Here is a 25,337-nt window from a genome sequence, read left to right as displayed (position 1 = left end):
TAGGTCAATTTTGCAAGCACCTGTGTTCTTTGATTGTTGTTGACCCGCTGTACTGGTGGGAGGCGTGCTCATGAAATTCGTCGATGAAGTATCGATTTTTGTAAAAGCCGGTGACGGTGGAAACGGTTGTATGAGTTTCCGTCGTGAAAAGTTCATCGAAAATGGTGGGCCGAACGGCGGTGATGGTGGTGATGGTGGCTCGGTGTTCTTGATGGCCGATGAGAACCTCAACACCCTTATCGATTACCGTTACACCCGGCGTTTCGATGCTGAGCGTGGCTCCAACGGTGGCAGCACCGATTGCACGGGGCGCAAGGGTGAAGAGTTGGTCCTGCGTGTGCCGGTTGGTACCACGGTGATTGATGCGGGCACCCAGGAAGTGATTGGTGACCTGACCAAGGCGGGTCAGCGCCTGATGGTTGCTCAGGGTGGTTGGCACGGCCTGGGTAATACCCGGTTCAAGTCCAGTACCAACCGTGCGCCGCGCCAGACCACGCCGGGTAAGCCGGGTGAGTCGCGTGACCTCAAGCTTGAGCTTAAAGTGTTGGCTGATGTCGGTCTGCTGGGTTTGCCTAACGCCGGTAAGAGCACCTTTATCCGGGCGGTCTCGGCGGCCAAGCCGAAGGTTGCAGATTACCCTTTCACCACACTGATCCCTAATTTGGGCGTTGTCAGTGTCGATCGCTACAAGAGTTTCGTGGTTGCCGATATTCCAGGCTTGATTGAAGGTGCCTCCGATGGTGCTGGCCTGGGTATTCGTTTCCTCAAGCATCTGGCGCGTACGCGTCTGTTGCTGCATCTTGTCGATATGGCGCCGCTGGATCTGACCGATCCGAGCGAGTCGGCGGTCACTATCGTTGACGAACTGACCAAGTTCAGTCCGGCGCTGGCTGAGCGTGATCGCTGGCTGGTGTTGAACAAGTCGGATCAAATGCTCGAGGAAGAGCGTGATGAGCGTGTGGCGGAGATTGTTGCAAGCCTCGACTGGAAGGGGCCTGTCTATGTAATCTCGGCTATTTCTGGCGAAGGCACCCAACGCCTGTGTCAGGACATCATGACCTACCTTGAGGCGCGTACCGAGAAGATCGCTGAAAACCCTGTGTTTGCTTCCGAGCTGGCTGAGTTGGATCAGCGCATCGAAGATGAGGCGCGTGCGCGCCTGCAGGCCTTGGATGATCAGCGTGCGTTGCGTCGTTCGGGTGTCAAGAGCGTCGAGGATGTCGATGAAGACGACTTCGATGATGAAGATGACGACGACGGCCCGGAAATCTTTTACGTCCGGGATTAAGCCATTATCAACGCCGCTTAATAGCGGCGTTTTTGTATGTTTCGTGACTGGTAAATGTTTTGCATTTTGCTGCAAGGCTGGGGTTGAGGAATCATGCGTGACAAGGTAACTGGCGCACGGCGCTGGGTGGTTAAGATCGGCAGCGCGCTGCTGACTGCAGATGGTCGTGGCCTGGATCGCGCGGCGATGGCTGTGTGGGTCCAGCAAATGGTCGCACTGCGTGAGCAGGGTGTGGAGCTGGTGTTGGTGTCTTCGGGTGCCGTAGCCGCTGGTATGAGCCGTCTGGGCTGGTCGTCGCGGCCAAGTGCGATGCATGAGCTGCAGGCCTCGGCCGCCATTGGCCAGATGGTGCTGATCCAGGCGTGGGAGTCGAGCTTTGCCGAGCATGGCCGGCGCACAGCGCAAATTTTGCTGACCCATGATGACCTGTCTGATCGCAAGCGCTATCTGAATGCACGCAGCACCTTGCGCACCCTGGTCGAGCTCGATGTGGTGCCGGTGATCAATGAAAACGACACCGTGGTCACTGATGAGATTCGCTTCGGCGACAACGATACCCTGGCGGCGCTGGTGGCCAATCTGGTCGAGGCTGACTTGTTGGTGATCCTCACTGACCGCGACGGGATGTTCGATGCCGATCCGCGTAATAACCCAAATGCCAAGCTGATCCACGAGGCGCGTGCCGATGATCCGGCCCTGGACGCCGTGGCAGGAGGTGTGGGTGGTGCTCTGGGCCGTGGTGGCATGCAGACCAAGCTGCGTGCTGCGCGTCTTGCTGCGCGCTCGGGGGCGCATACGGTTATTGTCGGCGGTGCCATTGAGCAGGTTCTGGCGCGGCTCAAGTCGGGCGAGCGCCTGGGTACGCTGCTGGCGCCTGAGCGCGGTATGTTGGCGGCGCGCAAGCAGTGGCTTGCCGGGCACTTGCAGACCCGCGGGACATTGGTTCTGGATGATGGTGCGGTCAAGGCGCTGTCGACTGGGCGTAAAAGCCTGCTGCCTGTTGGTGTGCGCGCGGTAAAAGGCAGCTTTCGCCGTGGTGAAATGGTGGTCTGTGTGGCTGCTGATGGTCGGGAGATTGCGCGTGGCTTGGCCAACTACAGTGCGCTTGAGGCGCAAAAGATCATTGGTCAGTCCTCCGATGCGATTCAGGGTTTGCTGGGTTATGTTGATGAGCCGGAATTGGTTCATCGGGATAATTTGATACTGGTCTAGGAGGGCGCTTTATGCGTATGGCAAATGGATTGCTGGGTGCGTTGCTGATATTGCCTGTGCTGGCTTCGGCGGAGGAGATCGGCGAGGTATCCACCGTTTTCAAGTGGATGGGGCCCAATGACAAGATTGTCGTTGAGGCTTTCGATGATCCCAAGGTCCAGGGCGTAACCTGTTATCTGTCGCGCGCCAAGACCGGTGGTGTCAAAGGTGGCTTGGGGTTGGCTGAGGATCGTTCTGATGCCTCGATTGATTGTCGCCAGACCGGGCCGATCAGCTTCACTGGCAAGCTTAAAGAGGGTGAAGAGGTGTTCAAGCAGCGCACCTCGCTGGTATTCAAGACCATGCAGGTGGTGCGTTTCTTTGATCAGAAGCGCAATGCGCTTGTCTATCTGGTGTACAGCGACAGGGTGATCGAGGGCAGTCCGCAGAACTCGATGGCGGCAATTCCAATCATGCCCTGGCCGGCAGCCAAGTAGGGCGCGACAACTCCAAGCTTGTCCGGCTCAGGCGGCTGACCTTTAAATTGCAGGCAATAAAAAACCGGTCATGAGACCGGTTTTTTAAGGCGTTACGCCAAGAACTGACTGCTAATTAAGCAGCAGTGCTGAGTGCCTTGATGTGGGCATTCAGGCGGCTCTTATGACGAGCTGCTTTGTTCTTGTGCAGGATGCCTTTGTCAGCCATGCGGTCGATGACCGGAACAGCTGCAGTGTAAGCAGTTTGGGCCAGGCCAGCATCTTTAGCGTCGATAGCTTTCACAACGTTTTTGATGTAGGTACGGACCATCGAGCGCAGGCTGGCGTTATGGCTACGACGCTTCTCAGCCTGTTTTGCGCGTTTTTTGGCAGAAGGTGTATTGGCCACCGTCAAGCTCCTCGAAAATTTGGGGTTGCAAACAAATAAGGCCGCGAATCATGCCTAGAAGGTATTCGTCTGTCAAGACTAATGACGTTTCCCAGCTATAGCCTGACAAGTGGCAGGCCGCTACACTCGACGCCTTCGTGAGCCGGTGGATTGTCCGCTGGCTCACTTGCATGCGGAAAAATCATTATCTCATGAATTTGCTCAAGTCGCTGGCCGCCGTTAGTTCCCTGACCATGCTTTCGCGTGTTTTAGGTTTTGTGCGCGATACCATTATTGCCCGCACATTCGGTGCTGGCGTGGCTTCGGACGCCTTTGTGGTGGCTTTCAAGTTGCCAAACCTGCTGCGAAGAATTTTTGCCGAAGGGGCATTTTCGCAAGCCTTTGTTCCTATTTTGGCTGAGTACAAGACCCAACAGGGCGATGAAGCGACGCGAACCTTCATTGCATTCGTCAGCGGATTGCTGACCTTGGTGCTTGCATTCGTGACCTTGCTTGGCGTCCTGGCGGCGCCGTGGATCGTGTGGATTTCCGCGCCGGGCTTTGCCGATGAGCCCGATCGCTTTGCGCTGACCACTGATCTTCTGCGGGTTACCTTTCCTTATATATTGCTGATATCCCTGTCGTCGCTCGCCGGGGCTGTGCTCAACACCTGGAATCGCTTCTCGGTGCCGGCCTTCGTGCCGACCTTGCTTAACCTCAGCATGATAGTGTTTGCCTTGTTTTTGACCCCTTACTTTGACCCGCCGATCATGGCGCTGGGCTGGGCGGTGTTGGTCGGTGGGGTATTGCAGTTGCTTTACCAGCTGCCGCACCTGAAGAAGGTGGGAATGTTGGTGTTGCCGCGCCTGAACCTTAAGGATCGCGGCGTATGGCGCGTTCTCAAGCAAATGGGACCAGCGATTTTTGGTGTGTCGGTCAGTCAGATTTCACTGATTATCAACACCATATTTGCTTCGTTTTTGGTCGCGGGCTCGGTTTCATGGATGTATTACGCTGATCGCCTGATGGAGCTTCCATCTGGTGTGCTTGGCGTTGCGCTGGGTACCATTTTGCTGCCGGCGCTGTCGAAAACCTATGCCAGCGCCAACCGTGAAGACTACTCGCGTCTGCTCGACTGGGGGTTGCGCCTGTGCTTTGTCCTGGTGCTGCCAAGTGCGGTAGCCCTGGCGGTATTGGCTGAGCCCTTGACCGTATCTTTATTTCAGTACGGCAAATTCAGCGCCACTGATGCACTGATGACGCAGCAGGCGTTGATTGCCTACGCCGTGGGGTTGCTCGGGATTATCCTGGTGAAGATTCTGGCGCCTGGCTTCTATGCGCAGCAGAACATCAAGACGCCGGTAAAAATCGCAATCTTCACTTTGTTTTCAACCCAGCTTATGAACCTGGCCTTTATCGGTCCGCTAGCCCATGTGGGGCTGGCCTTGTCCATCGGTTTGGCGGCGTGCCTGAATGCAAGCTTGCTCTATTGGCAGTTGCGCAAGGCTGATATGTTCCAGCCGCAGCCGGGCTGGGCGATGTATCTGGTCAAGCTGGTGGTGGCGGTAAGTGTGATGGCCGGGGTGTTGTTTGGCGTCATGCATTTCATGCCGCAATGGTCCTCCGGCGGAATGCTTGAGCGTTTGTTGCGCCTGGGCGTGTTGGTGGCGGCGGGCTTGCTCAGCTATTTCGCCAGCTTGCTGTTGATGGGCTTCAGGTTGCGCGACTTTTCACGCAAGGCCATCGCCTAGCTTGCAACTTAACTTTTCAGCCCTAAATCAGTAGGGTGGGTACCGCTTTTTGCCCGCGATCTGTCTGCACAAATATTTGGATAATGGGTTGTGTTTGGTGGGCAAGCTTCGGGTTGTCACACTCTAGAGGTGATTTAGGGCGGACAGCGCTTTTCTGTCCGCCGCTTAGGGCGCGGAGCAAGGTTGTTTGTTGGCAGTGATGGAACGGCTAGCGTTTTTTACTCACGCTTGTCCGTTCGATGAATCGAAACCGGGTTAATTGAGTAGCAGATTTCTGATCTGCTGCGACGTTGTTGCCTGTTGTCTGCGGTCGGGTATGCGTATAATCGACCACTTTATGAGCAAGAAGCGCGTTATGCAGCTGGTACGAGGCCTACACAATCTGCGCCCCCAGCATCGGGACTGTGTTGCCACCATTGGTAATTTCGACGGCGTCCATCGTGGCCATCAGGCTATTTTGGCGCGTTTGCGCGAGCGAGCCGCAGAGCTTGGCGTACCCAGCTGCGTGGTGATTTTTGAACCACAACCCCGTGAGTTTTTTGGTCCGGATACCGCGCCGGCACGGCTGACCCGCTTGCGTGACAAGCTCGCACTGTTGGCGGCTGAAGGGGTTGATCGGGTATTGTGCCTGGCGTTCAATCGCCGTTTGCGTGAGCTGAGCGCCGCAGAGTTTGTGCACAAGGTGCTGGTTGAAGGCCTGGGCGTGCGTCACCTGGAAGTGGGTGACGACTTTCGCTTCGGTTGCGATCGTGCCGGTGATTTTGCGTTTTTGTCCGCCGCCGCCAAGCGCGAAGGCTTCAGTGTCGAGGCCGCGACCACAGTTGAGCTCGATGGCATCCGTGTCAGCAGTACGCGGGTTCGTGAGGCGCTGCAAAACGCTGACTTCAGCCTTGCAGAGCACTTGCTGGGGCGACCATTCCAGATCGCGGGGCGCGTGTTGCACGGCAAGAAGCTGGGGCGCCAACTGAATGCGCCAACCGCGAATATTCAGCTCAAGCGCCGTCGTGTGCCGCTGACCGGGGTTTATCTGGTCAGCACTGAAATTGACGGTAAGACCTGGCCCGGGGTTGCCAACATCGGCGTACGGCCCAGTGTGGACAGTGATGGTCGCGCCCACCTTGAGGTGCACCTTTTGGATTTTGCCGGTGATGTCTATGGCCGGCGTTTGACGGTGGCGTTCCACCACAAGCTGCGTGATGAGCAGCGATTTGCCTCTCTTGAGGCGCTGAAGACGGCAATTGCTGCCGATATTGCCGCCGCCCGTGCCCATTGGCAGGGCCAACCGCTTAAGTGAAGAGCCGAGATGACCGACTATAAAGCCACGCTAAACCTGCCTGATACCAAGTTCCCGATGAAGGCTGGCCTGCCGACGCGCGAGCCGGAAACCCTGAAGCGCTGGAACGATATCAACCTGTATCAGAAACTGCGCGAGCTGGGCGAGGGCCGTCCAAAGTTCGTGCTGCACGATGGCCCTCCATACGCCAACGGCAGCATTCACATCGGTCATGCGGTCAACAAGATTCTCAAGGACATCATCACCCGCTCGAAAACCCTGGCCGGCTATGATGCGCCTTACGTTCCGGGTTGGGATTGCCACGGCCTGCCGATCGAGCACAAGGTCGAGACCACGTTCGGCAAGAACCAGCCCGCCGATCTCACCCGTGAGCGTTGCCGCACCTATGCGGGCGAGCAGATCGAAGGCCAGAAAGCCGACTTCATCCGCCTCGGTGTGCTTGGTGACTGGGAAAAGCCTTACCGCACCATGGATTTCGCCAATGAAGCCGGTGAAGTGCGCGCTCTGGCTGAGATGGTCAAGCAAGGTTTTGTCTTCAAAGGCCTCAAACCAGTCAACTGGTGTTTCGATTGCGGCTCGGCCCTGGCTGAGGCTGAAGTTGAGTATCAGGATAAAAAGTCCGACGCCATCGACGTCGCCTTTGCCTGTGAAGACAACGATAAGCTGGCCGCTGCATTCGGCTTGGGCAGCCTGCCAAAGCCTGCCAGCATTGTTATCTGGACCACCACGCCATGGACCATCCCGGCCAACCAGGCGCTCAACGTTCATCCCGAGTTCAACTACGCACTGGTTGATGTCGGCGACAAGTTGCTGCTGCTCGGTGAAGAACTGGTACAAAGCAGTCTTGAGCGTTACGGCCTGCAGGGCAGCGTCATTGCTACCGCCAAGGGCGAGGCGCTGGAACTGATTCGTTTCCGCCATCCGTTCTACGAGCGTTTATCGCCTGTGTATCTGGCTGATTACGTCGAGATGGGCTCCGGTACCGGTATCGTTCACTCCGCTCCGGCCTATGGCGAGGACGACTTCCGTTCGTGCAAAGGCTACGGCATGAGCAACGACGATATCCTCAGCCCTGTGCAGAGCAACGGCGTCTATGTTGAATCGCTGCCATTCTTCGGTGGCCAGTTCATCTGGAAGGCCAACCCGAATATCGTCGCCAAGCTCGATGAAGTGGGCGCGTTGCTCAAGCACCAGCCAATCCAGCACAGCTACATGCATTGCTGGCGCCACAAGACACCGCTGATCTACCGTGCGACTGCGCAGTGGTTCGTCGGTATGGACAAGCAACCCAATGAAGGCGGCACGCTGCGTGAGCGCGCGCTGGGGGCAATTGAACAAACCGAGTTTGTGCCAGCCTGGGGCCAGGCGCGTCTGCACAGCATGATTGCCGGCCGTCCTGACTGGTGCATCTCGCGTCAGCGTAACTGGGGCGTGCCGATTCCGTTCTTCCTGCACAAGGAAAGCGGCGACCTGCACCCGCGCACCGCTGAGCTGATGGAAGAAGTGGCCAAGCGCATCGAGGTCGAAGGTATCGAGGCCTGGTTCAAGCTCGATGCAAGCGAGTTGCTCGGAGATGAAGCAGCGCAGTACGACAAGATCAGCGACACGCTGGACGTCTGGTTCGACTCGGGCACCACACACAGGCATGTGCTGCGTGGTTCACATGCCTTGGGTCACACCTCTGGCCCGCGTGCGGACCTGTATCTGGAAGGCTCTGACCAACACCGCGGCTGGTTCCATTCTTCGTTGCTCACTGGTTGTGCAATCGATGGGCATGCGCCTTACAAGGAACTGCTGACGCACGGCTTTGTGGTCGATGAAAATGGCCGCAAGATGTCCAAGTCGCTGGGCAATGTGGTTGCGCCGCAGCAAGTCAACGACAGCCTGGGCGCAGACATCATGCGTCTGTGGGTGTCGTCGACCGATTACTCTGGTGAGATGGCGGTGTCTAACGTCATCCTGCAGCGCAGCGCTGACTCCTACCGTCGTATCCGTAACACTGCGCGCTTCCTGCTCTCAAACCTCAGCGGCTTTGACCCAGCCGAGCACGCATTGCCAGTCGATGAAATGCTTGCGCTGGATCGCTGGGCTCTGGATCGCGCCTTGCTGTTGCAGCGTGAAATCGAGGAAGCCTACGACAGCTACCGTTTCTGGAATGTGTACCAGAAGGTGCACAACTTCTGCGTGCAGGAGTTGGGCGGTTTCTACCTCGACATCATCAAGGATCGCCAATACACCACGGCGGCCAATAGTGTTGCGCGCCGCTCTTGCCAGACTGCCCTGTTCCACATCGCCGAAGCGCTGGTTCGCTGGATTGCACCAATCCTGGCATTCACCGCCGATGAAATCTGGCAGTACCTGCCGGGCGAGCGTAACGAGTCGGTGATGCTCAACGGCTGGTACCAAGGTCTGACCGAGCAATCGCAAGACGTGGAAATGAACCGCGAATTCTGGGAACGGGTCATGGCGGTCAAGGTTGCGGTCAATAAAGAGCTGGAAAACCAGCGCAAGGAAAAAGCCATCGGTGGCAACCTGCAGGCTGAAGTGACTGTATACGGTGAAGACAGCCTGATTGCGGACTTGAACAAGCTCGGCAACGAGCTGCGCTTTGTGCTGATCACCTCGACGGCAAGCCTGGCTCCACTCAGCGCTGCGCCAGCCGATGCGGTAGAAACTGAAGTGGCTGGCCTGAAGCTGAAAGTGGTCAAGTCGACTCATGCCAAGTGCGGTCGCTGCTGGCACCACCGCGAAGACGTGGGCGTGAACCCGGCCCATCCGGAGATCTGTGGTCGCTGTGTCGATAACATCGAAGGCGCGGGCGAGGTTCGTCATTATGCCTAATGTCTCAAGCCGCTTTGGGCGGCTTGCCTGGCTGTGGTTGACGCTCTTGGTGTTCGTCATCGATCAGGCCAGCAAGTTCTATTTCGACAACACCTTGAACATGTACCAGCAAATCGTGGTGATTCCTGATTTGTTCAGTTGGACGCTGGCCTACAACAAGGGCGCGGCCTTTAGCTTTCTTGCTGCTGAGTCTGGCTGGCAGCGCTGGTTCTTTGCTGCAATTGCGATTGTAGTGAGTGTGGTTCTGGTGGTCTGGTTGAAGCGCCTCAAAGCCGATGAAACCCTGCTTGCGGTGGCGCTATCGCTGGTCTTGGGCGGTGCTGTCGGCAATCTGTTCGACCGTATTGTGTTGGGCCATGTGGTCGATTTTATTCTGGTGCACTGGCAAAACCGTTGGCACTTTCCTGCATTCAACTTTGCTGACAGCGCAATCACTGTAGGTGCAATCCTGTTGGGGCTGGACATGTTCAAAAGTAAAAAGTCCGAGGAGCAAGCGGATGTCTGATGTACGTATTGGTCCGGACCGGCAAGTGACTCTGCATTTCGCCATAAAGCTGGAAAACGGCGACGTGGTCGACAGTACCTTTGACAAGCAACCCGCCACCTTCAAGGTGGGTGACGGCAACCTGCTGCCGGGCTTTGAAGCGGCCCTGTTCGGGTTCAAGGCTGGCGACAAGCGCAGCATTGAAATCCTGCCGGAGCAGGGCTTTGGCCAGCCAAACCCGCAAAACCTGCAGGTGATGCCGCGCAGCCAGTTCGAGGGCATGGATTTGTCCCCAGGCTTGCTGATTATTTTCAATGATGCAGCCAACGCCGAGCTGCCGGGTGTGGTCAAAGAGTTTGATGATGCCCAGGTAACGATCGACTTCAACCATCCCCTAGCCGGTAAAACCCTGAGCTTTGATGTTGAAATCATCGAGGTCAAGGCGCTCTAATCAGGCATCGGGGGCGGGCATCTGTAAGGTGCCTGCCTGCAAACAGGCCGTCACTCGGCGTTAAACTGGGCATTCCGTATCAATTCAATCGCACGGCGCAACGAGGCCAATATGCAGATCAAACTCGCTAACCCACGTGGCTTCTGTGCCGGTGTCGACCGTGCTATTGAGATTGTGAACCGTGCCCTGGAAGTCTTTTCGCCGCCGATCTATGTGCGTCATGAAGTGGTGCATAACAAGTTCGTGGTCGAGGATTTACGCGCGCGCGGGGCAGTATTTGTCGAAGAACTGGACCAGGTGCCAGACGATGTGATCGTTATCTTCAGTGCTCACGGCGTATCCCAGGCTGTGCGTGCCGAAGCAGACCGTCGCGGGCTAAAGGTCTTTGATGCGACCTGCCCGCTGGTGACCAAAGTGCATATGGAAGTGGTGCGCTATAGCCGGGAAGGGCGTGAATGCATTCTTATCGGTCATGCCGGACATCCTGAAGTCGAAGGCACCATGGGCCAGTACGACGACAGCAATGGCGGGGCTATCTACCTGGTCGAAGACGAGAAAGACGTCGAAAAGCTTGAAGTGCGCAATCCGGATGCCCTGGCTTTCGTCACTCAAACCACGCTGTCGATGGACGACACCAGTAAAGTCATCGACGCCTTGCGCAGTAAATTCCCGGCGATCGGTGGACCGCGCAAAGACGATATCTGCTATGCCACGCAAAACCGCCAGGATGCTGTAAAACAGCTGGCTGCCGAATGCGATGTGTTGTTGGTCGTCGGCAGCCCCAACAGCTCCAACTCCAACCGCTTGCGCGAGTTGGCAGAGCGCATGGGCACGCCAGCCTACCTGATCGACGGCGCAGAAGACCTCAAGCAAGAGTGGTTTGCGGGTGTGGATGGCATCGGCATCACCGCCGGCGCCTCGGCACCAGAGGTCCTGGTACGCGGGGTTATCGCCCAGTTGCACGCCTGGGGTGCAACCGGCGAAAGCGAACTCCTCGGCCGACCCGAGAACGTAACCTTCTCGATGCCTAAAGAGTTGCGGGTGAAGCAGGTTTAGTTGTTCCGCTAATTTCTCCAATAAAAAACCGCACAGTGTGCGGTTTTTTATTGGTAGTTTTGCGCTTACCAGCAGTCTTGGAAGCTGGCGGCGGTACCGCTTTCACCTTTGGTTCCGCGACTGTTGAGGGTTAGGGTGCCGCACTCGTTATCTTGGGCCTGGGCACCGCGAGGCGCTGCACTTAGCATCACGCAGTTGGCTATTGTTACGTTGGCGCAGGCTGCAGCTGTAATGCTGTAGCGCTGGTCTTCTGAGATTACAGCAGCGTTTGCGTTACCGGCCATTGCCAGTCCACCTGCGCCCAGATTCGTAGTGTAGGTCTGGTTTTGTGAATAGAAACGCTCCTGCGCCTGCATGATGCGCATCAGCCACGCCTGCCCATCTGAGCGGCCGCTGCGCAAGACATAGTTCTGATAGCTCGGGTAAGCAATCGCACTCAAAATTCCGATGATCGCGACGACGATCATCAGCTCCATCAGGGTAAAACCCTTTTGCCTAGACATTAATTCTCTCTCCAATACAGACCGCGAATTGGGTTCTTGATTTCACAGAGTTTTTCGCCTTCAGCGCAGGCTATATCACCCTCTTCATCGCCATCGCCACGGTCCTTTAGGCAGCTCTCGGCACCGCAAAGCAAGCCTACGGCATTGCCATCGCTTAATACAGTTGCAGGCACAGAAGGAATACCGCCGTGGGTGAGGTCAAAGCTGCGCTTGGGTGTTTTGGTTCCAGATATGGTCTGGGTAAACACCGCGCTTGCGTCCGTAATGTTCAAGGCGTAGAAGCGACCGCTACCAACGTCAGGGCCGCAGGTTGTCACTTGCGATCCGTTAGGCCGGAAGGTGGTGAACAATACAGCTCCAGCGAAGGTCGTCGAGTTCGCCAATACTTTCTCACCTGCCGGGAAGCGTATAAACCAGCCGCTGCTGTTGGCTAATGTAGTTGCATCAGGCGTGTAGTCGTCGCCTGGGGTGAGCTGAGCATACAAGTCATTGATCTCAGTGCGTTTGCCCGGTATTTGCGCCGCAGCTATCGCCTGGGCCTTGTTGATCAAGTAGTTGTAGGCATCAAACATGGTCAACGGAGCAACTGCGTCATTGGCGGTTGCATCGGCCAATTCGGTTGCTGTAAGCACATTGCTACTTGGGTCGTAGGCGGTATCAGCAAGGGCTTGGATATCAGCTTGTAGTCCGGAGGCCACACCAGCTAGCGCCAGGCGCTCGCTTTGCAGCGTTTGCAGCAGTTGAGCCTGAGTCACCAGGGGAGAACTGACCTCTTCAAGTGCAGCTTGGTCAGTTGCTACCGTTTGCGCCAGTAAGGCGGTGTTATCTATACCGCTTGGTGCCGCGGGCAAACCGGCAAGCAATGCTTCGAGTTCTGCTTGCTTGGACGCTAGTTGAGCTTTCTTTGCATCGCCTGTGGCTATGTCGCTTGAGTTGTAGGCATTGAAGGCTTCCTGCTGTAGCGACTTGACCTCAGTCATGGCGGCGTTGATTGCGGCTGCTTGGTCAACGACTTCGGCGCGAGCCATAACATCTGACGAGTTTTGATAATTGTCGTTCAGAGTGTCCAACTCAGCTTCAAGTGCTGTGGTGTCGCCGTCTACTGCTCTGGTCTCAATGATCTGTTGTTGCTTGGCAATAATCGCGTTGTAGTCATTTTCCAGCGCAGGTGACGTGGTTAGAGCCGTTAATCTGGCCTGAATGGCGCCCCAGTCGGTGGCATCATCATTTTGCAACTGAGCGGCTTTGAATGCCGAGGCTTCGGCAGTGGTCGGCTGCAGGTCGGATATTTGTTTCAGGCCATCCTGGGCAACTACTGTCAGGCTGTGCAACTGCGTTTGCTGATCCGCTTCTTCTGCATGCGCTGTGACGTATGGATCGTTCGTTAGAATTGCATCAATTGCACTTTGTTTCTGGTTGATGCTGGCATTGGTCGTCAACAACTGCTCTGCCTTGGCGGTGTAGCCGATAGAGCTTTGATAGTTGCTGAAGCTTTCCCGCGCCGATGTCTCGTTGGCGGTAAGTGCATCGATTTCAGCACGTTTTACATCGATTTGGCGCTGCAGATCTGCCGCCTGGCTGGTCGACAAATTAACGCTACTAACGTCGGTCAGATTGCTTTCTGTTATCGAGGTGTAGGTCGATGGTGCGGCGTATACGTTCGTATCTTTGATTACATAGAAGCGATCAATGGCTGCTTCGCTCAATGGGTGGCCGCGATAGCCAGAACCGATGCTGATGGTGAAATAGGTTTTTCCGCCGCGCTCTTTGATCAGAGAAACGTCTGGTTTGTTGTAGAAACGACGGTTGTTCAACTGATCAGTGCCAGCAATATTGGCAATTCGACCACCGGTTGCAAAGTTGCCGGCTCCAGTGTTGTTGGACTTGATATCGAAGCGGAAGATTTGACCGCGGGTATCGGAGGTGAAGATGGTATCGATCAAACCATCGCCGCCCAGGTCAACCAGGGTTGGGTCAGCGGGCATGCTGTTGGTCATGGTTGCTAGCTTCAGGTTGGCATCGGTATCCCCGCTAGGACCAGCCATCCACAGTTTTTGTCCTGTCGCGGCGTCAACCACATAAAGCGCATTGCCATAAGTATCTGTTTTTGGGAGGTCCGGTGTGGTGTCGTTGTCTTGGATAGGATCATATCCGCCAGTGAAAATCAGTACGTCTTTCGCATTGCCATTCCAATTGACCTTGGCAACTTTAGGTGTCGACCAGGTTTGGCCCAGGCGAGCAAAGCCTGTGCTTGCGCCGCCGCGGATGACCCAATTCAGTTTAGGGCTGATGGACGATGGGTTGCCCGCTGTGTTGGGTGTTACGTCCAAGGAATAATAGTTACGACCACCACGGCCCATACCCGCATATAAGTTCACTGCAGTTACCGTGCGCAACTTGGTCGTTTGATCAACATTGCCATAGCTAACTTTTAGGTCGAACTGGCCATCGATGCCGTATTTCTTATTAACGCTGCCCTGTGGGTCTTCGTAATAGGCCTTTAGGTTGCCCAGCAGTTCTTTAGGCACGAATGAAAAATACTCAGCGCCTGTCTCAGGATTGATTGCGCCAATGAAGCCTTCGTTGGTGCCATAGAACAGCGCCAGTTTATCCTGGTTGTTACTGGTGTTAGCCCGGGTCAGGTCTTCATCGCTGGTGTAAGCGACGACTTTGGGGGTGTTATGCAGAATATCGCCGATCTGGTAGCGAACCGAGTTATCTGCCGGGTTGGTTCCCCGTGCCCAAGTCAGAATGTTGGTTTTCTGGGTATTGGACATTGCGCTGTCACCGAGCATGGCCTTGGTGATAGCGCTGTTGTTTGTCGTCAGCAGATTCGCGCTGGTGGTCAAGTTGACAGGGGAAGGGTTTGCACTGGGCTCGAGGCTACTGCCCGTATAGGTGTATATATTTCGGGTCGATGGGTTGTTCAAGTGGCTGGCTGCACCACCCGCTTCGGCGTTTTTGCCATCAACGGACGGACTCCAAAAGCTTTGGGCGCTATCGCTAAAAAAGCCTGTGCTGGAATCGATCGCATTTTGCCCCCTACTGTCGGTGACGACCAGGTCGCCATTGACGGTGGTGGCTTTATATTTCTTGACGTTGCCGACCCAGCGAGCACCCTCAGCCGGACGAAAAAGGGCGTAATAAAGATCATTGCGATAACCAAAGTTACTGTAGGCACTCACCGAAACTGTTGGTGTGGTGAAGGTGGTGTTTTCGGCCAGAATATCGGTAACGATGGATTTCAAGGAGCTGACCAGGCCAGATGTATCAGAGGTGACAAAGAATTTCCCCTGACCGTATGTAGCTGTGTCTTGTAGCAGTCGAGTGTCGCTGATGTTGCCGAAGCCAATGGTGTAGGTCGATACTGTCTGTTTGCCAGTCAATGAGGCAGGGCCGCTATCGTTATTGGCCATCCATTCTGCCAAGCCTGGCATCCAGCAACCCGCATTGCTTTCACCGTCAGTCGGGTAGCCGCGGTTGCATGATGTGTACTGGGTGTTGGCGACCCCGGTTCTTACCAAGCTGGAGATGGTGTTGTTACTGCTACTGTCTCCGTTGGGCAAGCCGTCGGTCAGTACAATGATGTTGGATTTCTGGCATGAATTTGTAATGGGCGATATATAAGTGTTGCCATTTCGAGAGCCGCTGTTACTGTTTTCGTTGCGTGAAGTCGAGCCTGTACCATTCTCATAGACGCCACGGGAGCTGTTGCCATAAATGAGATTGCTGCCGCGCATATATTGTACGGCTTCATGGTAACTCTCAAGTAAAGGCGTTGATCCACTTGCATAGTAGCTGGAAAGGTTCGATTTGAACGAGTTGGCAGCAGTGCTGGCCTGCTTGACAGGGTTATTGATAAACCCGCCTTCGTTGTCAGAACTAAAGCGTGCCAGTCCGATATTTGAATCATCGGTGATCGCGAGTTCGTCGACTAATTGGTTGACGACCTGTTTTACAACTTGTAAACGTGTGAGTTGGCCATTGTTATTCTTGTCGCTCCGTCCTTCGGTGCTGGTACACCAGTCCCGCGGCATACCATTCCTGTCATTGTAAATAGGTGTGAGGCTGTCGCAGTCAGTACCGGGTACGCCGCTCTGCATTGAGCCTGAAGTGTCAATCAAAAATAGAATGTTTGGCCTGACCCGCTGATCTGCCGGAAGATCGCGGGTGGTATAAATTTCGGTGTCATCCGCCAGTGCAGTGCTGAGTGATAAGGCTAAATAGGTAAAGGCTGAGGCGCCAATTGCGAGTTTACGTTTCAGGCTCATGGACGAGTCCTCAGTTTTGATTCAAAAAAAGTTCAGTTGCAACCGGAATGCGAGACGGTGTGTAAAACACAGAGCCTTGCCAGTCAATTTTGAGGCCCAGTTGATTGTATTCCACGGGCTTGCCGTTTAAATAAACTACTGTGTTGTTATCTAACTTCAGTGTCAGTGGTGCACAGCCAGTGCAGGGTGTCGCTAGTACGGTGCCGTCAATACTTCCTGGTGCTGAGTTTTTAATGTTTAAAATAAATACGGCGCTTTCAATATATTGCGGCTCTTTATCATCAGCATTTGAGCTGGTGGCTAATGCTGCAGTTGTAAGGATCAGGCCAATGAGTGCAATTAATTTTTTCATTAAGGGTCTTGTCCTTATTTAAGGTTGAAGAAAACAAAACCCTGAGTCTGATCAGAGTAAGCGCTGTCGGCTATTGTTGAGCGTGCTTTCAATTCATATTGCTGACAGGTGTAGGCGTCGAAAGAATAACCCTCGCCGTATGCTGCGCAGTCGAGTTTGCCCATGCTGCGCAACTGATTAGCTTGGGTGAGGCCTGGGGCGGTGGTTAATGCCGTTAAATTAGTGAACACTCTCAGATCCGGGAAGCGTTGCCTTAATGTCGCATTCGGTTCAGCCGCCGCATTAGCTTTAGTGAGGTCGATTGCCGTTTGTAATTGTCCCCGGTTGGCTTGGTTGCCGAAAAATGCCATCTGCGATCTTATTTCGGTTTGCGCTAACTGAAAGGCGGTATTGCGGAACTGATTACTGCTGGCCATTCGTTCTTCGTTGGTGGCGAAGCGTGCAGCGGTTATACCGGCAACTGTCAGTACAACCAGAAAGATAAGTGCTACTAATAGGGTTGCACCTTGCTGCTGCTCTAGAGAGTGTTGAGTGATTTTCATAATGATATCTCTAGATGTTTTTCAGCTGGATGGTGGTAGTGAAAATCTGTCGTGCCAGGCCGTCATCAGGTGCAATCGGTGGTGCGTCGAGCAGGTAAAAGTTACGAACAGGTGGGCGAGGGCTGATTGTGTCTATGGAGGTTGCCAGCAGTGCAATACGCACCGAAAGGACCTTGCCCCAGTTAGTTACGCGATCCGCTGATACGAATTGATTGACGCTGGTGGAGTCGCCTCCTGCATCTATCCCGTATAGCACCTGCATATTCTCAACCCCGTCAATCAGGCGCGAGGTCGGGCTGACTGGCTGATTTGTCGTGCGATTGAAGGATCGGCAGGCCAGCGCCGGCGAGGGATTATTGGCATCCGGCGCGGCAATGAAGTAGGTGTTAATGATGATTTGGTTATCCGGTATAACCACGCCAGCGCAGTCGCGCTTTGCACCATCGATAGAAGGGGGTTCAAAGGTAAAGCTGACAGTGTCAGAGACATTGCCCCCGCCATTTGCCGAACAGGCGGCGCCACTGTTGAGTGCGCAGTTGCGAGGTTCGATGGGGAAGGGTTTGCTCAGGGGCGTGCCGGGTGAGGTATAGCCTGCAATGCGCGCGCTTTGCGAAATGAACTCCAGGCCAAAGCGCCCATTCTCTTGAAGCTTTGACATCGCGTCATTGACAGCAAGGGTTTGGCGGCTCGAGAGAAAAACTTGAATCACGCCCAGCAGCAGGATAAGGCCCAAGGCCATGCCAATCATCAACTCAACCAGGCTGAGGCCGGACTGCCTGTTCTTGGCTGCATATTTTAGTGGGTTTCTCATCGTTCAACCTGCACAGTGCCGGACATGTTTTCTGGGGTTGCGCCGCTGGTGTTCGTGGATTTGCTTTGCCAGTTCGCGGTAATGGTAAATACGTTGCCATTCGCGCCAATGTCTAAAGGCGCAACACCTGCCGCTGCTGGTCCCAGAAAGTCGCGACTGGTGTAGCGCGCGTCTGCGGCTGTGGCATTAGCTCCATAGGCAGCGGTTGCGCCGTAGCTGCACTGGGCTTCCCAGCGATCAAATGTGGCCATCTGTGCGGCCGAACAGTTGCTGGCGTTTACTTTCGCGCCACTCAGTGGGTCAAAATAGTCGCTGCATCGCTGCGGGGGTAAGCTTGCACAGTCGACCGCTGCGGTGTAGTCGGCAACATCGGCATCGGGGTTTGCGCGCATGCGTTCAGCCAACTCCTGCACCACCCAGGTGGCTTGAGTGCGAAAGCCACTGTCGCTTGAACTCTGCAAAGCACTGAGCTGCAGAGCGGCAAAGCCCAGCAGGCCGACAGTGAATACCAGGAGCGTAACCAGGGCTTCAATCAGCGATGTGCCGTTCTGAAAGCGCCGCATCTCAGCAGTCATCATCACGATTTACCTTTTTGTAGGAGGCCTTGCCGATTGCGCCAATATAGATGCAGCGTGCTTTTGTACCCGTGGCCTCGAGTTTCGGAGAGGTTATTTTGAATGCCTGTGCACTCACCCCAGAAAGCAGTGTGCCGTCACGGCGAAACGTCAAGCGATTGGCCGACTGCAGATAAGGCGCGGTAATCTGTACGCCGCTGCTGGCCGACTGGAAGTTGCGGATGACGTTGTCACTGGTGCAGTTGGCCATGTCGGTTGGACCTACACACCAACCGTTGCTCCAGCCGGATGAGCTGTTCGTCGCGGGTATGACGGAGACATTGGCGTTAAGTTTGGTTGCCTCGGTACGAGCGAATGCCAAGGCATTCAGTAATTCACTGGATTGGCTGCTCACGCTCTGGGAGACAATGAATGTACTCATGTTTGGCGCCGCAACAGCGACTACGATTGCAAGCACTACAATCGTGACCAAAAGTTCTATGAGGGTGAAACCGCGTTCGCGTTGCATGAGTATCCCCTTTGCCGAGCCTGCAACTTAATCAGTCGCAATCATAGCTACAATCAGCAGTTTACTGACTGGCTGTTGCAAAGGGATGAGTGGTTTCGCACAGAATTATTTTGTCGGCTGCGTCACTTTTTTGATTTTTACTTTGCCGAGTCGGCTAACGATAACGTGGCGTCTTTGCTCGTTTTTTTTCACACCGAGACGAAATGTGCCGTTGCTGATTGATGTGATTCCTCGACCGTTGAAATGCAGCGATTTACCTGCGCCGACTCCGCGCCAATTCAGATCAATCTGATCTGGGATCTCAAGCACCTTCATCAGCCTGTCCTTAGGGTCTAGTTTACGATTGCCATCAAGGTCTTCGAATACGCTTATTTGTTTTGCCCAAACCTTGGTGCAATTTTGTGACTCATCGAGCGGGCACATTGTTATCCGTTTGCCCCTGGCCAATGCCTGGTGGCGGGTGAAGCGTATAAAATTGACTAGCTCGGCACTGAACGAGGACAGGGCGTTGGCCTGCTGTATACGTTGTAGCCCGGGAAGGCTGATACTCAGAATAATTGCTAAAACGACGAGTGTTATGAGCAGTTCAAGCAAGCTTAGTCCTTGCTGTTGTTTAATATGCATATTGCAATTTCCCTTCCTTGGAATCTTGCGGTAGATGCTTCTGGGAGTCTGATGTGGTCGCTGTAGTCGTTGGTGGTGGTGTTATTGGTCTTTTGTCTGCGCTGAATCTGGCAAAACACTGCGATGTGGTTTTGCTTGATTCGACAGCCGTTGGTACTGAGGCGTCCTGGGCGGGTGGTGGCATCGTCTCGCCGCTTTACCCGTGGCGATACAGCGATGCGGTAACAGCCTTGGCGCAGTGGTCGCAGGACTTTTACCCAGGTTTGGGGGCGCAACTGCTTGAGACCACGGGCATTGATCCTGAGGTGCATTCAACAGGTTTGTATTGGTTGGATCTGGATGATGAAGCCGAGGCATTGGCTTGGGCCTGCGCTGCGCAAAAAAATCTCAGGTCCGTGGATATCACTGATGTCCAGGCACAAGTACCGGCTTTAGGGATGGGCTATCAGCGGGCGATTCATATGCCGGGTGTGGCCAATGTGCGCAATCCCAGGTTGGTCAAGGCGTTGCGTGCCGCCTTGTTGCAACTGCCCAATGTCAGCATCAAGGAACACAGTCCGGTCAGCGGCTTTATCCGGGATGGCCAGCGAGTGGTTGGCGTGCAAACGGTTTCGGGCGCGATCATGGCCGATCAGGTTGTGTTGGCAGCAGGTGCGTGGAGTGCCGAGCTGCTCCGGCCACTTGGTATTGAGCTTCCGGTGGAGCCGGTCAAAGGGCAGATGATCCTGTACAAATGCGCTGATGACTTTTTACCGAGCATGGTGTTGGCCAAGGGACGCTATGCGATCCCGCGCCGTGATGGGCATATCCTGATCGGCAGCACACTGGAGTATGAAGGCTTTGATAAAACGCCTACCGACGTCGCGCTGCAAAGCCTGAAAGCCTCGGCCGAGGAGCTTTTGCCTGCGTTGGCTGATGCGCAAGTGGTTGGCCACTGGGCCGGTTTGCGCCCGAGTTCGCCTGAAGGTATTCCGTTTATTGGCCCGCTGCCTGGATTTGACGGGCTGTGGCTCAATTGTGGCCATTACCGCAACGGTCTGGTCCTTGCGCCTGCATCCTGCCAGTTGCTTGCTGATTTGATACAAGGCCGCACACCTATCATCGACCCGGCGCCTTATGCGCCAGAAGGCAGGCTTTGACTCGCGTGGTCGAGCAGGATGCGTCCCCACGTAGCTTGTTCGCCAGATAGCGCCAAGCAAACAATCTGCGTGGCAAATGGCGGACAGAAAAGCGTTGTCCGCCCTACAGGATGAAATCGTCGCTTGGGGTTGGAGGGCGTGAAGCTTGTTCGGCAGTCATCGACAAATAACCAAGCTGCGCGTGGCAAATGGCGGACAGAAAAGCGTTGTCCGCCCTGCAGGATGAAGTCGCCGCTTTGGGTGTGAGGGCGTGAAGCTTGTCCACCGGGCGTGGTCAGTCAATTCCGAGTTTCTTCAGCCTGTAGCGCATCGAGCGAAAGCTCAAGCCGAGGCGTTGTGCCGCCGCCGTGCGATTCCAGCGGGTTTCCTCCAGTGCCTGGACGATAAGCTTGCGCTCGATATCTTCCAGGTAGTCTTCCAGATTATCGATTTGCGCCAGGCTGGTTTCACCTTGCTCGGACGATGAACTCGTATCTGCAAGGCGCAGGTCGCTCGCAGTGATCTGGTCGTTTTCGCAGAGGGTGTAGGCGCGTTCGAGCATGTTTTCCAGCTCGCGAACGTTGCCGGGAAAACGGTAGCTCTTGAGCTTTTCCAGCGCATCTGGCTGTAGCGTTGCAGCGTTGGCGCCATCACCATTGGACAGGCGCTTGAGCATGATGCCTGCGAGTTCGGCAATATCTTCGCGCCGCTCACGCAGGGCAGGGACCCTGAGTTCGATCACGTTTAGCCGGTAGAACAAGTCTTGGCGAAAACGCTCGGCGGCAACTTCGGCAGCAAGATCCTTGTGGGTCGCGCAAAGTATGCGCACATCAACCACCACTTCATGCTGGCCACCGACAGTGCGCACGGCTTTTTCCTGGATCGCCCGCAGCAGCTTGACCTGCATGGCCAGTGGCAAGTCGGCCACCTCGTCGAGAAACAGGGTGCCGCCATTAGCCGCCTGGAACAGCCCTTGTTTATCTTCCACTGCGCCAGTAAAGCTGCCCTTTTTGTGGCCGAAAAACTCACTTTCCATCAGCTCGGACGGGATTGCGCCACAGTTGACCGGAACGAAAGGCTGTTCTGCGCGCGGACCTTGTTCGTGGATCAATCGCGCCACGAGCTCTTTACCACTGCCTGACTCGCCGCTGATGTAGACCGGCGCCTGGCTTCGCGCAAGCTTTTGGATCTGTTTGCGCAGCGTGCGCATTGGTGGGGAATCACCGAGCAGACGACTGTCTACAGGCACTTCCTTGCCGTCAGCAGCCTGAATGCGCAGGGCAGTGGTGACCAGTTCGCGCAGACGCCCCAGGTCGACCGGCTTGGTGAGAAAGTCGAAGGCGCCTGATTTCAGTGCATTAATCGCAGTATCGAGGCTGCCGTAGGCGGTAATCATGGCGACGGGCATTTGCGGGTGACGCTGGGCGATGTATTGCACCAGGTCCATGCCGGTCCCGTCAGGCAGGCGCATGTCGGTCAGGCATAGGTCGAAGGGCTCTTTGGCCAGCCATTCGCGTGCTTCTTTGACATTGCGTGCACAGCGTGTGTCGAGTTTCATCCGGCCTAGGGTTATTTCTAGAAGCTCGCGGATATCGGGCTCATCGTCGACGATCAGGGCTCTCTGGCGGGTCATTGTAAGCTCAGTTTGCTGGCGTGGGCGAAGGTGATGCGAAAGCAACTACCGCCCTCTTCGCGGGGTTTATAGTCAATGTGGGCCTGATTGCTCTCGCATAGTTCACGAGAAATATACAGGCCCAAGCCGGTGCCTTTGGCTTCAGTGGTGAAGAAGGGCTCAAAGATATTTTGGCTCTGTTCTGGTGAGACGCCCGGACCATCATCGAAGATCTCCAGCACGGGCAAATCGCGCTCAGGCTCGCGGAACAGCTGTAACCAGACCTGGCCTCGCGGGTTTTTTTGCGAGCTGTAGCGCAAGCCGTTTTCGACCAGGTTGGTCAGCACTTGAGTGAGCTGGTTGGGATCCATACGGGTCTGGATCGTGCCCACTTGCGTGTCTAGGTGCAGGGTTTGGTTGGCGGGCATATTGCTGCGGAATTCGCTGGCAAAACGGTGCAGCCAGTACTTTAGGTCGAGAAGCTGTGGTTCGGCCTGGCGCCGACGTGAAAGTTGCAGAACGTTCTCGATCACCAGGTTCATGCGTCTTGTGTGATCGTGAATGATTTGTGCCAGGCGCTGGTCTGGCTGGCTGAGCTCTTCAGACTCTTGGAGCAATTGCGCGGCATGGCTGATTGCACCGAGCGGGTTGCGAATTTCATGGGCAATGCCGGCTGTCAGGCGGCCAAGCGATGCGAGCTTGAGCTGCTGGGCCTGCTGGGCGATCTGCGAGACGTCGTCCAGGAACACCAGAATATGACGTTGCTGGCCGCGCTGCAGGGCAATAAAGCTGGGTTGCACTATGGGGCCGTCCGCAACCGCTTGCAGGCTGGCCGGGCGCATGGCCGGGTTTTGTCGCCATTGCTGCAGGCGTTTCACCAGCTCGGGTGTATGCGGGTCAAGTATCTTGCCGGCCAGGGCGTCAGCGCCGAGCAGGGTCAAGGCGCCCTGGTTGGCCAGCAGGACCCGGTGCATGTTGTCCAGTACCAGAATGCCAGTACGCATGCGCTCAATAATCAGGGCGTTGAGGGTTTCCAGGCTGGCAACGTCCGCGGCACGCTCGCTGGCCAGTTGTTCGCTGTCATGCAGGCGCCGGGTAATGCCCTGGACAAACAGCGCCGCCGCGAAACAAAGGGCGCCAAGGGCACCAGCCTGGATATATTGGCTGGCAGCGGCGGGGCGACTGAGGCTCAGGTAGAAGGTCAGGTAGATCAAGCCAACGGCGGCGGTGGCGGCTATAAAGATGCCGATGCGCCCGCGCAGCAGGATGTTGGAGATGGCGACCGCGACGATCAGCAGGTTGCCTATGCCACTGGGCGTGCCGCCCGCTGCATAAAACAGGCAAGACAACAGGATAACGTCGACCATCGCCAGGCTGACAACCTGCATCGAGCGCTTTGGTTGCTGGACTGCAAGCGTGACCAGCACGTTGAATATCAAGTAGAACCAACTGATGCTGCGAAACAGTGTTGCATGGCTCATTTCCAGCAACTGGACGTCCATTTCGCTTGATATCAGTAGCACAAGCAGCAGGCCAATGATCAGCCTGTATAGGTGATACAGCTTGAGAATCCGTATGCCCTGGGTGCCTCCCAAGGCCAGAATGTCAGTGGTCACCTTGCTGTGGGCCTTGCTTCAGGTGCTCTGTACTGCAAAACCATTGCGGTCCATTTTGCTTTGCATGCTCGCGGGGCAGGTGCACGCCGCAATTAGCGCAGCGCACCATGGGTTCTGGCTTAGCAGGCGCTACTGGCTTGGTAGCGCTGCGGGCTCCAATATAGCGGCGCCATAGCCAGTAAAGGGTTGCGGCGATTGCCAGCACAAGTAACAGACGAAATAGGCCCATAACAGACTCTTCTTGATTGATAGCGGCAGTTTAACCAAGCACGCGTGCGCGGCACAGTCGTTATGTCACGCAACGAGCATCTGCTTTGGCGATTGTCATGGTTTTTGCCGGTTGTGAGTGACGCCTGGCTGCATCCGCACGCGCATGGCTTTTGCCGGCAATAAAAAAGGAGGCCAGTGATGGCCCCCTTTTCGGTCACGCAAGAGTGCAGGCTATGTTCAGTCGAACAGGCCGAATGTCATGTAGCTGAACCATGAGCGGTCTTTGCCTTCGGCTTCATCGAGCTGCTGGTCAACATCCTTGAGTTCATCCGGAATTTCGTCTTCGGCTTCTTCGTACTGGCGGATGACGTCTTGGCTGGCGCGTGTCTCGCCTGGCGGCAGTGGCGCGTCGTTTTCGATCAGGCCCAGGGTGACTTTACTCAGCCAGGTCCGGTCATCGTCATCCTGGCGCAGCGGTACGAATTCGCCGTCTTCGAGGCTGGCGTTGTCCGGATAGTTGAGCTTGAGGGTTTCCAGGCTGCTTTGCGCCAGGTCATTGAGCGTCAGGTGCTGGTAGGACTCGACCATCACCGCCAGGCCGTCACCGACAGAAGGGGTTTCCTGGAAGTTTTCCACCACATAGCGGCCACGGTTGGCGGCTGCGACGTAAGCCTGGCGGCTCATGTAATAGTGGGCTACGTGAATTTCGTAGGCCGCCAGCAGGTTGCGCAGGTAAATCATGCGTTGCTTGGCATCCGGCGAATAACGGCTGTTCGGGTAGCGGCTGGTCAGCTGGGCGAACTCGTTATAAGAGTCGCGTGCGGCACCCGGATCCCGCTTGGTCATGTCGAGCGGGAGAAAGCGTGCAAGCAGGCCACGATCCTGGTCAAAGGATGCTAAGCCTTTCATATAGTAGGCATAGTCAACGTTGGCGTGCTGCGGGTGCAGACGGATAAAACGCTCGGCGGCAGAGCGCGCGGCTTCTGGCTCGGCGTTCTTGTAGTAGGCGTAGATCAGCTCCAGCTGTGCCTGTTCGGCGTAGCGGCCGAAAGGGTAGCGTGACTCGAGCGTCTTGAGCTTGGTCACCGCGCTGGTGTAGCTATTATTGTCGAGATCCGTTTGGGCCTGCTGGTACAGCTCAGACTCGCTGAGGTTGTCATCCACGGTTTCCTTGGATGAGCAGGCGGCAGTAACGGCGAGAATGGCGATCAGCAGCAGGTGTTTCACTTGCATGGCGGCTTGCGTCCCTGTGACGGCGGCTGTCTTGAACAAAGCCGTCCTGTTATGATGGGCGCCCCTGGCACTCCCGGGGCAAAGACGCCGTATTTAACCACAAGCGCGTAGCTGAAACCAAAGGCTATGCCCCCGCCGTTGC

The 25,337-nt window shown here is 55.6% G+C and carries 23 protein-coding genes; 10 read left to right on the top strand and 13 right to left on the bottom strand.

Going from position 1 to position 25,337, the window contains the following annotated elements; translation table 11 throughout:
* Positions 1-70 precede the first annotated feature (70 nt).
* The 3 genes from cgtA (at position 71) to CHB79_RS09355 (ending at position 2,976) form a co-directional block, all read left to right on the top strand.
* On the top strand, positions 71-1,288 hold the full coding sequence (gene cgtA, locus CHB79_RS09365) for an Obg family GTPase CgtA (RefSeq protein ID WP_010489664.1): 1,218 nt from the start codon (positions 71-73) through the stop codon (positions 1,286-1,288).
* Positions 1,289-1,381: 93 nt separating this feature from the next.
* Positions 1,382-2,500, top strand: a complete 1,119-nt coding sequence (gene proB, locus CHB79_RS09360; RefSeq protein WP_010489666.1) for a glutamate 5-kinase — start codon at positions 1,382-1,384, stop codon at positions 2,498-2,500.
* Positions 2,501-2,511: 11 nt separating this feature from the next.
* Positions 2,512-2,976: a CreA family protein gene (locus tag CHB79_RS09355; protein WP_089359668.1), complete on the top strand. Its 465-nt coding sequence runs from the start codon at positions 2,512-2,514 to the stop codon at positions 2,974-2,976.
* A 115-nt stretch (positions 2,977-3,091) separates the two neighbouring features.
* Here the strand turns inward: CHB79_RS09355 and rpsT are convergent, their stop codons facing one another.
* The gene (gene rpsT / locus CHB79_RS09350) at positions 3,092-3,364 is read right to left on the bottom strand and encodes a 30S ribosomal protein S20 (RefSeq protein WP_010489670.1); all 273 of its coding nucleotides are present in this window, start codon (positions 3,362-3,364) and stop codon (positions 3,092-3,094) included.
* Positions 3,365-3,555: 191 nt separating this feature from the next.
* Here rpsT and murJ point away from each other — a divergent pair, with 191 nt between their 5' ends.
* The 6 genes from murJ (at position 3,556) to ispH (ending at position 11,220) form a co-directional block, all read left to right on the top strand.
* Positions 3,556-5,094 (top strand): murein biosynthesis integral membrane protein MurJ, encoded by a 1,539-nt coding sequence (gene murJ / locus CHB79_RS09345; RefSeq protein WP_089359667.1) that lies wholly within the window; start codon positions 3,556-3,558, stop codon positions 5,092-5,094.
* 355 nt (positions 5,095-5,449) lie between these two features.
* On the top strand, positions 5,450-6,388 hold the full coding sequence (gene ribF / locus CHB79_RS09340) for a bifunctional riboflavin kinase/FAD synthetase (RefSeq protein ID WP_089359957.1): 939 nt from the start codon (positions 5,450-5,452) through the stop codon (positions 6,386-6,388).
* A gap of 9 nt (positions 6,389-6,397) precedes the next feature.
* Positions 6,398-9,229 carry an isoleucine--tRNA ligase gene (ileS, locus tag CHB79_RS09335; RefSeq protein WP_089359666.1) on the top strand — a complete coding sequence of 944 codons (2,832 nt, stop codon included), beginning with the start codon at positions 6,398-6,400 and terminating at the stop codon, positions 9,227-9,229.
* On the top strand, positions 9,222-9,734 hold the full coding sequence (lspA, locus tag CHB79_RS09330; RefSeq protein ID WP_089359665.1) for a signal peptidase II: 513 nt from the start codon (positions 9,222-9,224) through the stop codon (positions 9,732-9,734). The genes ileS and lspA overlap by 8 nt, the downstream gene beginning before the upstream one ends.
* Positions 9,727-10,164: an FKBP-type peptidyl-prolyl cis-trans isomerase gene (locus CHB79_RS09325; RefSeq protein ID WP_010489677.1), complete on the top strand. Its 438-nt coding sequence runs from the start codon at positions 9,727-9,729 to the stop codon at positions 10,162-10,164. The genes lspA and CHB79_RS09325 overlap by 8 nt, the downstream gene beginning before the upstream one ends.
* A 111-nt stretch (positions 10,165-10,275) precedes the next feature.
* Positions 10,276-11,220 (top strand): 4-hydroxy-3-methylbut-2-enyl diphosphate reductase, encoded by a 945-nt coding sequence (gene ispH, locus CHB79_RS09320; RefSeq protein ID WP_089359664.1) that lies wholly within the window; start codon positions 10,276-10,278, stop codon positions 11,218-11,220.
* 65 nt (positions 11,221-11,285) lie between these two features.
* On the opposite strand, the gene CHB79_RS09315 is transcribed toward ispH, so the two are convergent.
* The 8 genes from CHB79_RS09315 to CHB79_RS09280 form a co-directional block, all read right to left on the bottom strand.
* Positions 11,286-11,723 (bottom strand): type IV pilin protein, encoded by a 438-nt coding sequence (locus tag CHB79_RS09315; RefSeq protein ID WP_089359663.1) that lies wholly within the window; start codon positions 11,721-11,723, stop codon positions 11,286-11,288.
* A complete protein-coding gene (locus tag CHB79_RS09310; protein WP_089359662.1) occupies positions 11,723-15,994 on the bottom strand; it encodes a hypothetical protein in 4,272 nt (1,423 codons plus the stop codon). The genes CHB79_RS09315 and CHB79_RS09310 overlap by 1 nt, the downstream gene beginning before the upstream one ends.
* Positions 15,995-16,004: 10 nt before the next feature.
* Entirely contained in the window at positions 16,005-16,346 is a 342-nt protein-coding gene (locus tag CHB79_RS09305; protein WP_089359661.1) for a hypothetical protein, read from the bottom strand.
* 14 nt (positions 16,347-16,360) lie between these two features.
* Positions 16,361-16,888 (bottom strand): pilus assembly PilX family protein, encoded by a 528-nt coding sequence (locus CHB79_RS09300; protein WP_010489683.1) that lies wholly within the window; start codon positions 16,886-16,888, stop codon positions 16,361-16,363.
* Positions 16,889-16,898: 10 nt separating this feature from the next.
* The gene (locus CHB79_RS09295) at positions 16,899-17,699 is read right to left on the bottom strand and encodes a PilW family protein (protein ID WP_089359956.1); all 801 of its coding nucleotides are present in this window, start codon (positions 17,697-17,699) and stop codon (positions 16,899-16,901) included.
* Positions 17,696-18,277 (bottom strand): type IV pilus modification protein PilV, encoded by a 582-nt coding sequence (pilV, locus tag CHB79_RS09290; protein WP_010489685.1) that lies wholly within the window; start codon positions 18,275-18,277, stop codon positions 17,696-17,698. The genes CHB79_RS09295 and pilV overlap by 4 nt, the downstream gene beginning before the upstream one ends.
* A complete protein-coding gene (locus tag CHB79_RS09285; protein ID WP_010489686.1) occupies positions 18,264-18,782 on the bottom strand; it encodes a GspH/FimT family pseudopilin in 519 nt (172 codons plus the stop codon). The genes pilV and CHB79_RS09285 overlap by 14 nt, the downstream gene beginning before the upstream one ends.
* Positions 18,783-18,887: 105 nt before the next feature.
* Entirely contained in the window at positions 18,888-19,406 is a 519-nt protein-coding gene (locus CHB79_RS09280) for a GspH/FimT family pseudopilin (RefSeq protein WP_089359955.1), read from the bottom strand.
* Positions 19,407-19,459: 53 nt separating this feature from the next.
* On the opposite strand from CHB79_RS09280, the gene thiO reads away from it, so the two are divergent.
* Positions 19,460-20,545, top strand: a complete 1,086-nt coding sequence (gene thiO, locus CHB79_RS09275; RefSeq protein WP_089359660.1) for a glycine oxidase ThiO — start codon at positions 19,460-19,462, stop codon at positions 20,543-20,545.
* Between the two features lie 274 nt (positions 20,546-20,819).
* Here thiO and CHB79_RS09270 read toward each other — a convergent pair whose 3' ends face one another.
* The 4 genes from CHB79_RS09270 to CHB79_RS09255 all read right to left on the bottom strand — a co-directional run bounded on the left by CHB79_RS09270 (position 20,820) and on the right by CHB79_RS09255 (position 25,195).
* Positions 20,820-22,157, bottom strand: a complete 1,338-nt coding sequence (locus tag CHB79_RS09270) for a sigma-54-dependent transcriptional regulator (protein ID WP_089359659.1) — start codon at positions 22,155-22,157, stop codon at positions 20,820-20,822.
* A complete protein-coding gene (locus CHB79_RS09265; protein WP_089359658.1) occupies positions 22,154-23,752 on the bottom strand; it encodes a two-component system sensor histidine kinase NtrB in 1,599 nt (532 codons plus the stop codon). Before CHB79_RS09265 ends, CHB79_RS09270 begins: the two co-directional genes overlap by 4 nt.
* Positions 23,742-23,981 carry a PP0621 family protein gene (locus CHB79_RS22185; protein ID WP_010489695.1) on the bottom strand — a complete coding sequence of 80 codons (240 nt, stop codon included), beginning with the start codon at positions 23,979-23,981 and terminating at the stop codon, positions 23,742-23,744. Before CHB79_RS22185 ends, CHB79_RS09265 begins: the two co-directional genes overlap by 11 nt.
* 218 nt (positions 23,982-24,199) lie before the next feature.
* Positions 24,200-25,195 carry an outer membrane protein assembly factor BamD gene (locus CHB79_RS09255; protein WP_089359657.1) on the bottom strand — a complete coding sequence of 332 codons (996 nt, stop codon included), beginning with the start codon at positions 25,193-25,195 and terminating at the stop codon, positions 24,200-24,202.
* Positions 25,196-25,337 lie beyond the last annotated feature (142 nt).

The organism is Pseudomonas segetis, assembly GCF_900188155.1.
In the GTDB taxonomy this organism is placed as follows: domain Bacteria; phylum Pseudomonadota; class Gammaproteobacteria; order Pseudomonadales; family Pseudomonadaceae; genus Aquipseudomonas; species Aquipseudomonas segetis.
Note: the sequence above shows the minus strand (reverse complement) of the source record. Positions and strands in the feature narration are given on the sequence as shown.